The sequence below is a fragment of the Streptomyces sp. NPDC020958 genome (assembly GCF_055562175.1).
This window is the reverse complement of record NZ_JBVHFU010000031.1, coordinates 19836-30403: the sequence shown is the minus strand read 5'-3', so window position 1 is coordinate 30403 and position 10568 is coordinate 19836. Positions and strand designations below refer to the sequence as shown.

The following is a 10568-nucleotide window of genomic DNA, read 5'->3' as shown; positions in this document are numbered from 1 at the left end:
GGCACCTCGCACCCGCCGGTGCATGACCGCCGCAGGGGCTGTCCGGCCTGACGGCCGGACAGCCCCTCACCAAGATCTTCATGGGCCTTCTAGGCCACAATCTGCGGCACCGGGAGTCGGCGGACTTCGTGGGCCGGGTCGCCGAGGCGTTCGCGGCCGTACGGGACGGCCGGACCCGCCCGTACGCCTCCACCGACATGTTCGGCGTCCCCGTACGCCGTCATGACTTCGACGGTTTCGCGGTGCTCACCGCGCCGCACGGAACGGACCGCTGACATGCCACCTCTGCTGTTGCGCGGCGCGCGGCTGCCCGACGGAGGCGTCCGTGACCTCCTGCTCGACCCGGACAGCGGTCTCGTCGTCCGGGCCGCCCCACCCGGCCGGCTTCCCCCCGGCCCCCAGGAACTCGACCTGGCCGGGTATCTGCTCCTGCCCGCCCCCGCGGAACCGCATGCCCACCTGGACAAGGCCCTGACCTGGGACCTGGCGGGCGCCCTGCCCGGAGACCTGCCCTCGGCCGTCACCGCCTGGCGCGCGTACGCCGCGCGGGTCAGCGAGGAGGACGTGTTCCAGCGCGCCGGGCGGGCGGTCGACGAGCTGTGCGCGAACGGTGTGACGGCCGTCAGGACCCACGTGGATCTCCTGACGGACGACGGCAGCTACAGCACCGGTGATCCGCTGCGCGGCCTGCGCGCCCTGCTCCGGCTGCGCAGACAGCTCCGAGGGCGGGTACGGCTCCAGATCGCCGTCCTGCACATCGACGCCCCGGACGAGCTGCTGCACCAGGCGCTCGACCTCGGCGCGGACCTGCTGGGCGGCTGCCCCCACCTGTCCGCCGACCCGGCCGCGTCGGTGGAACGCACCCTGCGCATCGCCGCCGAGCACCATGTCGGGGTCGACCTGCACGCGGACGAGACCCTCGACCCGGGGGCGGGGGACCTGCGCCTGCTCGCCCGTGCCGTGCGGGAGCGTGGCTTCGTCCCGGGCGTCACCGCGAGTCACTGCGTCAGCCTGGGCGCGGTGGAGCCGGACGAGGCGGCGCGTACGGCCAAGGAGGTCGCGGCTGCCGGGATCGGCGTGGTCGCCCTCCCGCTGACGAACCTCTACCTCCAGGGCCGCGGCCGTCCGTCGTCCACTCCGCGCGGCCTCACCGCCGTACGCACGCTGCTGGACGCGGGCGTGAGGGTCGCGGCCGGTGGTGACAACATCAGGGACCCGTTCAACCCCGTGGGCCGGGCGGATCCTCTGGAGACCGCGTCCCTGCTGGTCACGGCCGGTCATCTCGCCCCGGACGAGGCGCTGCACGCGGTCACCGCGGGCGCCCGCGCCGTCCTCGGCCTGCCCGAGGCGGGACCGCGCGAGGGCGCTGTCGCCGATCTTCTGGCGGTGCGCGCCCAGACCGTGTCGGAGGCGCTCGGCGCGTCCTGTCCCGAGCGGCTCGTCTTCGCCGGCGGGCAGCTGGTCAGCCGTACGTCGGTGGTTCGCGAACTCTACTGAAATCGGCCCACCGCCCGGTCCTGACGAATGGATACCGCCATGACACTGGCCGGAAACAATCGATGTTCATGCTATCAACATTCCGCACTGTGGCACTGAAGGGAGCTGATGTGCCGACCATCGCCGAAGAGACGCTCGCAGCAACGCTCGACGCGACGCTGCGATTCGAGGGCGTCGACAAGCACTTCGCCAACGGGACCACCGCCCTGACCGGCCTCGACCTCTCCATCGCCCCAGGTGAGTTCGTCGCCGTCGTCGGCCCCTCGGGCTGCGGCAAGTCCACCCTGCTCCGCCTCGCCTCCGGCCTGGACACCGCTTCCGGCGGCACGGTCCACGCCCCCACCGACTCGGTCGGCTACGTGTTCCAGGACCCGACCCTGCTGCCCTGGCGCACCGTCCTCGCCAATGTCGAACTCCCCGCCGAACTCGCCGGGACCCCGAAGACCGAACGGCGCGAGCGGGCGCTGGACGCCATCCGGCTGGTCGGCCTGGAGGGCTTCGAGAAGCAGCTGCCGGGACAGTTGTCCGGAGGCATGCGGATGCGCGTGTCCCTGGCCCGCGCCCTCATGACCCGGCCCTCGCTGTTCCTCCTCGACGAGCCGTTCGGTGCCCTCGACGAGATGACCCGCCTGCGCATGCAGGAGGAACTCCAGCGCATCTACGCCGAGACCGGCTTCGCCGCCCTGTTCATCACCCACTCGGTGACCGAGGCCGTCTTCCTGGCCGGCCGGGTCGTCGTGATGTCGGCGCGCCCCGGGCGGATCACCGCCTCCTTCGACGTCCCCTTCCCGCACCCCCGCCCGGCCGAGCTGCGCTACGACCCCGAGTTCGGCCGGATCGCCGGCGAGGTCTCGGCGGCTCTGCGAGGAGGTCTCCAGTGAGCGCCGACATCACCGCCCCGGCCGAAGTGGCCGTAACGGCACCGCAGTTGACGAAGACCACGCGGCAGGCCCGCCGGCGCCGGATCCGGCCCTCCACTGTGCTCACCCCGCTCGGCTCGCTCGGCGTGGCCGTCGGCGTCTGGTACGCCGCGAGCTATCTGCTGCTCAGCCCCGACCGGCGCTTCCTCGTCCCGCCCCCGCAGCAGGTGCTGACCGTGTCCTTCCTCGACTGGGCCCATCTGCAGCCGATGCTCCAGGCGCTGTGGCTCACGGCGCAGGTCGCGCTGGTGGGGCTGCTCATCGCCTCCCTGCTGGGGGTGACGGCGGCGGTGCTGATGAGCAGGGCCCGCTGGCTGGAGCGCTCCCTGTACCCGTACGCGGTCATCCTGCAGACCGTGCCGATCCTCGCGATCGTGCCGCTGATCGGCCTCTGGTTCGGCTTCGGCTTCACCAGCCGGGTGGTCGTCTGTGTCCTGATCGCCCTCTTCCCGATGATCGCCAACACCCTGTTCGGCATCCAGTCGGTCGACCGCACCCACCACGACCTGTTCACCCTCCAGCGGGCGAGCCGCTGGGCCCGGCTGCGCAAACTCGAACTGCCCGCCGCCCTCCCCTCGGTCTTCACCGGTCTGCGCACCTCCTCCGGCCTGTCGGTGATCGGCGCGATCGTCGGTGACATGTTCTTCAAGCAGGGCGAACCCGGCATCGGGACCCTGCTCGACGTCTACCGCTCCCGGTTGCAGTCCGAGGACCTGTTCGCCGCGATCATCCTCGCCTCGCTCTTCGGCGTCGCGGTCTTCGCCGTCTTTACCCTCGTGGCCCGGCTCGCCGTGGGCTCCTGGCACGCCTCGGCCGACCGGCCGTAGCCCGCTCCTGCCTCTCCCTCCTCCTCGCCCGTCCCTAGGGAGTTCCGTCATGCCCTCTTCCGCCAGACGCGCCGCCATCGCGGGCGTTTCCTCCGCAATCGCCCTGGTATCGATCACCGCCTGCGGCGGTGGCTCCACCGCCTCCACCGGTTCCGCCGACAAGCTCCAGGCGGCTCCCGCCGCCCAGAACCTGGCCGACGTCTGCCCCAAGACGGTCGTCGTCCAGGTCGACTGGGAGCCCGAGGCCGAACACGGCCCCCTCTACAACCTCGTCGGCCCCGGCTACACCGTCGACACCGACAAGAAGCGGATCACCGGACCGCTGGTCATCGGCGGCAAGGACACCGGCGTCGACATCCAGATCCGGGCCGGTGGCTCCGCCATCGGCTACCAGACCGTCCCCTCGCAGATGTACGTCGACAAGAGCATCACCCTCGGCACGGTCACCACCGACGTGGCGATCACGGCGTCCGCCAAGCAGCCGGTCACGGCCGTCGCCGCACTGATGAAGAAGAGCCCGCAGGTCCTGATGTGGGACCCCGCCACCCACCCCGACTGGAAGTCGATCGCGGACATCGGAAAGTCGAACGCGAAGGTCGTCTACGTCAACGGCAGTACCTACGCCTCGCTGCTGGTCTCCAAGGGCCTGATCAAGAAGAGCCAGCTGGACGGGAGTTACGACGGCGCGCCCGCCCGCTTCGTGTCCAACCCGGGCATCGCTCAGCAGGGCTTCGCCACCGCCGAGCCGTACATCTACCAGCACGAGGTGTCGGCCTGGAAGAAGCCGATCAAATACCAGCTGCTCGCGGACGTCGGCTACAACGTCTACCCGGAAGCCCTCTCGGTGCGCAGCGGCGGGCTGAAGTCCCTCAGCCCCTGCCTGAAGAAGCTCGTCCCCGTCCTGCAGCAGTCGGCCGCCGACTACGCGGCCAAGCCGTCGGCGACCGTCAAGCTCATCGCCGACCTGGTCCAGCAGTACAACACCGGCTGGGTCTACTCCGAGGGAACCGGCACCTTCGCCGCGAAGCAGATGGTCAAGCTCGGCATCCTCGGCAACGAGGCCGACGGAAGCGTCGGGAGCTTCGACACGAAGCGCGTCGCCTCCGCCCTGAAGACCTTCACCCCACTCGTCGAGCAGAGCGGCGCCAAGGTCAAGGCGGGACTGACCGCCCAGGACCTGGCGACCGACGAGTTCATCGACCCCTCGATCGGACTGAAGCGATGACGACCGGAAACCTGACCGCACTCACCGAACTCGTCGACAGCGGACCGACCTTGGGCCTGCCGGAACGTCGGCCCACCCCAGGGATCGAGGAGTTCTGCGCCGAGGCCGCCGAACTCCTCGGCACCGACGGGGTGATCCGCGACCCGGCGGCCCGGGAGAAGGCCTCCTGCGACTGGGCGCACATGTCGCCCATCCTGTCGGCGCGACTTCCCGCCGGACACGCCGAGGCCGTCCTGCGCCCCACCGCGCACGAGCAGATCCCGGGCATCCTGGCCCTGGCCCACCGCCACCGCATCCCCCTCACCCCGCGCGGCAAGGGCACCGGCAACTACGGCCAGGCGATCCCCCTGTACGACGGCGCGGTCCTCGACCTCACCGGCTGCGGCCGGATCCTCGACGCCGGCGACGGCTGGATCCGCGCCGAGGCCGGGGCGAGGATGTCCGACCTCGAAGGCCACGCCCGCACCCTCGGCCAGGAGCTGTGGATGTTCCCGTCGACCTTCGGCACCACGGTCGGCGGCTTCCTCTCCGGCGGAAGCGGCGGCACCGGGTCCCTCGTGCACAAGACCAACAGCGACGGTTTCGTACAGGAATTGACGGTCGTGCCCTGCACGGCGGACGCCGAGCCCTTCACCGTCCGGGACGCGGAGACACTGCCGTACATCCACGCCTACGGCACCACCGGGATCATCGCCACCGCGACCGTACGGCTCCAGCGGGCCCGCACCTGGACGGGCCTCTTCGCCGCCTTCGCCGACTGGTCGTCCGCCACCGCCGCGCTGTCGGCACTCGTACGCATGGAACCGGCACCGCGCCTGGCCTCGCTGGACGAGGCCGGCCTCGTGGGGGTCTACCGGCCCGACCCGGCGCTGGACCCCACGGCCCTGAGTGTGCGCGCGATCATCGAGGAGGAAGCCGTCGACCAGGCACGGGAGATCGTCCGGTCGTACGGCGGCAGCGTCCTCGACATCCGGCCCGCACCGGACGGACCCGCGCTGATCAGCTCGATGTCCTTCAACCACCCCACCTACCACCTGATGAAGGCCGAAGACGGCTGGTTCCACCTGGAGATCGGCGGCGACGTCCTGCTCGGCGACACCACCGAGATCCGGAAGGTCTTCCCGGACACCCTGCTCCACCTGGAGGGCATGCGCTCCGGCACCGTCGGCATGCTCATGGCCCGCTACCAGGACGAACAGACCGTGTACGCCGGCACAGCCGCCCTGGAAGCCCTGGGCGTCCGCGTGCACAGCCCGCACAACTGGTACGTCGACCGCCGCCTCGACCTCGTACGGGAGACGGTCCGCACCGCGGACCCGCTCGGCCTGCTCAACCCCGGGAAGATTCCCGCCACTTCGCAGGAGACGCCGTGACCTTCACCCGGTTCATCGACCTCAGCGGCCCGGAGATCGAGCGATTCGGGGAGGACACCGTCGCCGTGCTGCCGGTCGGCGCGATCGAGCAGCACGGGCCCCATCTGCCCGTCGCCACTGACTACTACATGGCCGAGGCGGTCGCCGAGGGCGCCGCCCAGCTCGCGGGGGAGAGCTGCGACATCACGCTGCTGCCGGGCCTCGCCTACACCAAGTCCGACGAACACGCCTGGTCCCCGGGCACGCTGTGGCTCAGCGCCCGCACCCTGCTGTCCGTCCTCGACGACCTCGGCCGCTCCCTGGCCGCAGGCCCCGTCCGGCGGCTCGCCTTCCTCAACGCGCACGGCGGCAACAGCGCCCTGCTCGGCGTGGCCCTGCGCGAACTGCGCACCCGCCACGGCCTGCGCACCTTCCTGCTGCACGCCTCCCTCCCCGCCGACCAGGGCGGCACGTCCCCGGCCGCGGAGTTCGGCATGGGCGTGCACGGCGGACTCAAGGAAACCGCCGCCATGCTCCACCTCCACCCGGACCTGGTGGACATGACCCAGGCCCGCCGCAGCGTCCCCGAACACCTCACCGCGTACGAGCACATCGGCTTCGGCAAGCCGGTCTCGTTCGGCTGGACCAGTGACGACTTCGCCACCGGCAACGGCCTCATCGGCGATCCCACGGGAGCCACGCCCGAACTGGGCCGCAAGCTCGTCGACGCGTCGATCGCCGCAGGTGCAGCCGCCCTGCGCGAATGTGCCCGCTTCCTGCCCAACCGCTGACCGGGAGCCCTCCATGGCCAACCCCCCGCTCCACACTCCGCTGTACGACATCACCGCCCACCACATCACCGCCGGCGACACCGTCAAGCTCGCCGTGCTCACCGGCCCCCGGGACGGTTCGCCCACCACGGTCGTCTTCGAGGTCTGGGAACCGGGCGGCGCCCAGCCCCTCAACTGGCACCCCGAGTCCGTCGAGACGTTCGTCGTGCTCGCCGGCCACGGCCGCGCCGCCAGCGACGAGCACGAGCGCGACCTCGCCCCCGGCGACGTCCTGGTCCTGCCCGTCGGCTCCAAGCACCGCATCGTGAACACGTCCGACACCGAACGCCTCTACACCCTGACCGTGATGGCCCCCGACGAGGGCTTCGCGGATCTCATCGAGCGTGGACCGGTCGCCGCCCTGGACGAGCAGGATCTGGCCGTCCTGCGTGCGGGAACGCCGTGAGCATGGATCTCCTCGCCGCCTTCTGGGCCTACGAACAGGCGCTCGCCGCCAACGACCTGACCGGGCTGGACCACTGGTTCCTCGACGCCCCGGACACCCTCCGCGCCGAGGGCGACAACGTCCTGGTGGGCCACACCGCCATCGCCGACTTCCGGCGGGGGAGGGGAGGGGCTCCCGCCCGGGTGGTCGAGCGGGTGCACATGGTCCGTCCGGCGGCCGGGGTCGCGGTCGTGACCGCCGAGACACGGCGGCAGGACGGTACGCGCGGGCTCCAGACGCAGGTGTGGCAGCACACCGACGCCGGGTGGCGGATCGCCGCCGCGCACGTGAGCGCCGTAGCCGCGCCGATGCCGGACGACCGCCCGGACCCTGCGGTGTGGCGGGTGTCCGACGGCCCGCTCGTGGCATCCACCGGACAGGGCCTGCTGGCCCATGTCCGCCTCGCGGTGAAGGACCTGTTCGCGGTGGCGGGACAGCGCGTCGGCGCGGGCAACCCCGCCTGGCTGGCCGAGGCCCGCCCGGAACCCGAACACGCTGACGCCGTACGGCAGTTGCTCGACGCGGGCGCCGAACTCACCGGCATCGCCCAGACCGACGAACTCGCCTTCAGCCTCGCCGGCACCAACACGCACTACGGCACCCCCGCCAACCCCGCCGCACCCGGCCGGATCACCGGCGGCTCCAGCAGCGGCCCGGCCGCCGCCGTGGCCCGTGGCTGGGCGGACCTGGGGCTGGCCACCGACACGGCCGGCTCGATCCGGGTGCCCGCCTCCTACTGCGGCCTGTACGGCTGGCGGCCCACCCACGGCGCCACCCCCGACGGGGGCCTGCTGGCGCTGGCCCCCTCCTTCGACACCGCCGGACTCCTGGCCCGCGATCCCGTCCTGCTGCGGACGGCGGCCGAGGCGCTGCTGACGCCGGGCGACACCACCGCGCCGATCACCCGGTGCATGGTGGACGAGGAACTGGTCTCGCTCGCGGAACCCGAGGTCCGCGCCTCCTTCGAGGCCGCCTGCCGGGCACTGACCCTGCGTACCGCGCTGCCCCTGACGCGTACCCGCACCGGAGCCGCCGAGCGCCTGGACGAGTGGTTCGCCGCCTTCCGCACCGTCCAGGCCGCCGAAGCCTGGGAGCAGCACGGCACGTGGATCACCCGTCACCCGGGCGCGCTCGCCCCGGACGTCGCGGCGCGCTTCGAGAACGGCCGCCGGGTGAGCGCGGCCGAGCGGGCGCGGGCGGAACAGATCCTGTCCGACGCGCGGACGGCACTGGACGCCGTACTTCCGCCCGGGACCGCCCTGCTGCTGCCCGCCACCAGTGGTCCCGCACCTCTCGCCGACGCGCCGCCCGAGGAGGTGGAGGCCGTCCGAGCCGCCACCCTCCGGCTGACCTGCCTCGCCTCCCTGGCCGGACTCCCGGCGGTCGTCGCCCCGCTGCTGCGGGTGCGCTCGTTGCCCGTGGGCCTGTGCGCGCTGGGCGCCCGGGGCACCGACCGAGCCCTGCTGGACTTCATCACCGATTCGAGGAACCCCGCGCATGCCTGACGCCCACGGCCTGATCGGGCCCAACTCCCGCAACGCCTGGCGGGCGGACGGCCAGGCCGTCGTACTGGCCCGCCCCCACCGCGACCCGCACCCGGTCACCGTCGAGGCACTGCCACAGACGGTGACCGCCGACCTCGCCGCGACCGCGCTGATCGTCGTCGACATGCAGAACGACTTCTGCTCGCCCGACGGCTGGCTCGCCTCCATCGGCGTGGACGTGGCCCCCGCGCGGGCCCCCATCCCGGTCATCGCCGGCCTGCTGCCCCCGCTGCGCGCCGCCGGCGTCCCCGTCATCTGGCTCAACTGGGGCAACCGCCCCGACCGGGCCAACCTCCCGCCCGGCGTTGTGCACGTCTACGACCCGGACGGCACCGGCGGCGGCATCGGCGCCCCGCTCCCGGGCGGCCGAGTACTGGAGCAGGGCAGCCCCTCGGCCGCGATCGTCTCCGAGTTGGAGACCGCGGACGGCGACCTCCACGTCGCCAAGTACCGGATGAGCGGCTTCCAGGACACCGAGCTGGACAGTGTCTTGCGCAACCTGCGGGTCGACACCCTGCTGTTCGCCGGCGTCAACGCCGACCAGTGCGTGCTGGCCACCCTCATGGACGCCGCCAACCTCGGCTACGACGTCCTCATGGTCCAGGACGCGGTGGCCACCACCTCGCCCGCGTACTGCATGGACGCCACCCTCTACAACGTCCGCCAGTGCTTCGGGTTCACCCTCACTGCCGGAGCTCTGCGGGAGGCCCTGAAGTGAAGCTCCTCCAACCCGGACTCGGTCCCCTGGACGGCGACCACTACCTCCCCGCCGACCCCTCCCGCGTGCACTGGGGCCTGCTGCCCAACGCCACCGCGAAACCGGCGCTGACCGTCCGCTCGGGCGACACCGTCACCTTCGACACCATCAGCCACGAGGGCATCCTCGAAGACCAGGGCCGCGACCCGGCCGCCTTCTTCGGGGCGGCCGGCATCGCCGCGAACGGCCTGCTGCACGACGCTGTCGAACTGGCCGCCTCCGCACGCGAACACCTGCCGCAGACGCACGGCCCGCACGTCGTCACCGGCCCCGTGGCACTGCACGGCGCACGGCCCGGCGACGTCCTGGAGGTCGAGGTCCTGACCCTGCTCCGCCGCGCTCCCTACGGGGTGATCAGCAACCGGCACGGCAAGGGGGCCCTGCCCGGCGAATACCCGCAGTCGCCCGAGGGTGAGCCGGTCAGCCTGGTCGCGACCGTGGGCGAGGACGGCAGGGGGCGGCTCCCGGTGGGCGACGGCCGCCAACTCGCTTTTCCGCTCCGCCCGTTCCTGGGCATCATGGGCGTCGCCCCGGCCACCGAATCCCCCGTCCACTCCGTCCCGCCCGGCCCGCACGGCGGCAACATCGACGTCCGCCACCTCGGCACCGGCGCCCGGCTCTTCCTCCCCGTCCAGGTCCCCGACGCCCTCTTCTACGTCGGCGACCCGCACTTCTCCCAGGGCGACGGCGAAGTCGCCCTCACCGCCTTCGAAGCCCCCCTGCGCGCCACCCTCCGCCTCACCCTCCACACCGACCCGGCCACCCGCTCCCTGGCCGCCCGACTGCGCGCACCCTTCGCGGAAACGCCGTCCGAGCACATCGTCCTCGACCGCGACCTCGACGAGGCCCTGCGCAACGCCGTACGCGACGCACTCACCCTCCTCACGGACCGGTTCGCCATCCCCGGTCCCGTCGGCCTTGCCTACCTCAGCGCGGCCGCCGACTTCCACGTCTCCCAGGTGGTCGACATCGTCAAGGGCGTCCACGGCCGCATCTCCAAGGCGGACCTGATGGGCTGAACCGTTGTCGGCCGAGGGCTGAGCTGACGACTGCGGCTGGTGAATTTCACGCATGAAGTTGAGAGTTGTACTTATTGAGCTCCGTCTTCCGATATAGCGTGACTACGAGCGGATGATCAACGTCCGCACGACCGGGCGCCGGAGACATCGGC

General features: G+C 71.9%; 11 protein-coding genes. All 11 read left to right on the top strand.

Translation table 11 applies throughout. The features are described 5' to 3' along the window. Positions 1-80: 80 nt before the first annotated feature. The 11 genes from ACZ3KP_RS40545 to ACZ3KP_RS40495 all read left to right on the top strand — a co-directional run bounded on the left by ACZ3KP_RS40545 (position 81) and on the right by ACZ3KP_RS40495 (position 10416). Complete coding sequence (locus ACZ3KP_RS40545) at positions 81-275, top strand: hypothetical protein (RefSeq protein WP_467506101.1); 195 nt, start codon at positions 81-83, stop codon at positions 273-275. Position 276: 1 nt separating this feature from the next. Further along, positions 277-1497, top strand: a complete 1221-nt coding sequence (locus tag ACZ3KP_RS40540; RefSeq protein ID WP_467506099.1) for an amidohydrolase family protein — start codon at positions 277-279, stop codon at positions 1495-1497. A 110-nt stretch (positions 1498-1607) separates the two neighbouring features. Next, on the top strand, positions 1608-2378 hold the full coding sequence (locus ACZ3KP_RS40535) for an ABC transporter ATP-binding protein (RefSeq protein WP_467506097.1): 771 nt from the start codon (positions 1608-1610) through the stop codon (positions 2376-2378). Further along, the gene (locus ACZ3KP_RS40530; RefSeq protein ID WP_467506096.1) at positions 2375-3244 is read left to right on the top strand and encodes an ABC transporter permease; all 870 of its coding nucleotides are present in this window, start codon (positions 2375-2377) and stop codon (positions 3242-3244) included. The genes ACZ3KP_RS40535 and ACZ3KP_RS40530 overlap by 4 nt, the downstream gene beginning before the upstream one ends. A gap of 49 nt (positions 3245-3293) precedes the next feature. Further along, entirely contained in the window at positions 3294-4469 is a 1176-nt protein-coding gene (locus ACZ3KP_RS40525) for a substrate-binding domain-containing protein (protein WP_467506094.1), read from the top strand. After that, on the top strand, positions 4466-5842 hold the full coding sequence (locus ACZ3KP_RS40520) for an FAD-binding oxidoreductase (RefSeq protein ID WP_467506093.1): 1377 nt from the start codon (positions 4466-4468) through the stop codon (positions 5840-5842). The genes ACZ3KP_RS40525 and ACZ3KP_RS40520 overlap by 4 nt, the downstream gene beginning before the upstream one ends. Continuing rightward, a complete protein-coding gene (locus tag ACZ3KP_RS40515) occupies positions 5839-6612 on the top strand; it encodes a creatininase family protein (RefSeq protein WP_467506091.1) in 774 nt (257 codons plus the stop codon). Before ACZ3KP_RS40520 ends, ACZ3KP_RS40515 begins: the two co-directional genes overlap by 4 nt. 13 nt (positions 6613-6625) lie before the next feature. Continuing rightward, positions 6626-7057, top strand: a complete 432-nt coding sequence (locus tag ACZ3KP_RS40510; protein WP_467506089.1) for a cupin domain-containing protein — start codon at positions 6626-6628, stop codon at positions 7055-7057. A 2-nt stretch (positions 7058-7059) separates the two neighbouring features. Next, positions 7060-8601 (top strand): amidase, encoded by a 1542-nt coding sequence (locus ACZ3KP_RS40505; RefSeq protein WP_467506108.1) that lies wholly within the window; start codon positions 7060-7062, stop codon positions 8599-8601. After that, positions 8594-9358, top strand: coding sequence for a cysteine hydrolase family protein (locus ACZ3KP_RS40500; protein WP_381067153.1), 765 nt, complete (start codon positions 8594-8596; stop codon positions 9356-9358). Before ACZ3KP_RS40505 ends, ACZ3KP_RS40500 begins: the two co-directional genes overlap by 8 nt. Continuing rightward, positions 9355-10416 carry an acetamidase/formamidase family protein gene (locus ACZ3KP_RS40495; protein WP_467506087.1) on the top strand — a complete coding sequence of 354 codons (1062 nt, stop codon included), beginning with the start codon at positions 9355-9357 and terminating at the stop codon, positions 10414-10416. Before ACZ3KP_RS40500 ends, ACZ3KP_RS40495 begins: the two co-directional genes overlap by 4 nt. The last annotated feature ends 152 nt before the right edge of the window (positions 10417-10568 follow it).

Excerpts from the sequence above, each read along its gene's own strand:
- ACZ3KP_RS40545 (WP_467506101.1), top strand. The coding sequence starts at position 81 with ATGGGCCTTCTAGGCCACAATCTGCGGCACCGGGAGTCGGCGGACTTC.
- ACZ3KP_RS40540 (WP_467506099.1), top strand. The coding sequence starts at position 277 with ATGCCACCTCTGCTGTTGCGCGGCGCGCGGCTGCCCGACGGAGGCGTC.
- ACZ3KP_RS40525 (WP_467506094.1), top strand. The coding sequence starts at position 3,294 with ATGCCCTCTTCCGCCAGACGCGCCGCCATCGCGGGCGTTTCCTCCGCA.
- ACZ3KP_RS40520 (WP_467506093.1), top strand. The coding sequence starts at position 4,466 with ATGACGACCGGAAACCTGACCGCACTCACCGAACTCGTCGACAGCGGA.
- ACZ3KP_RS40510 (WP_467506089.1), top strand. The coding sequence starts at position 6,626 with ATGGCCAACCCCCCGCTCCACACTCCGCTGTACGACATCACCGCCCAC.
- ACZ3KP_RS40505 (WP_467506108.1), top strand. The coding sequence starts at position 7,060 with ATGGATCTCCTCGCCGCCTTCTGGGCCTACGAACAGGCGCTCGCCGCC.
- ACZ3KP_RS40500 (WP_381067153.1), top strand. The coding sequence starts at position 8,594 with ATGCCTGACGCCCACGGCCTGATCGGGCCCAACTCCCGCAACGCCTGG.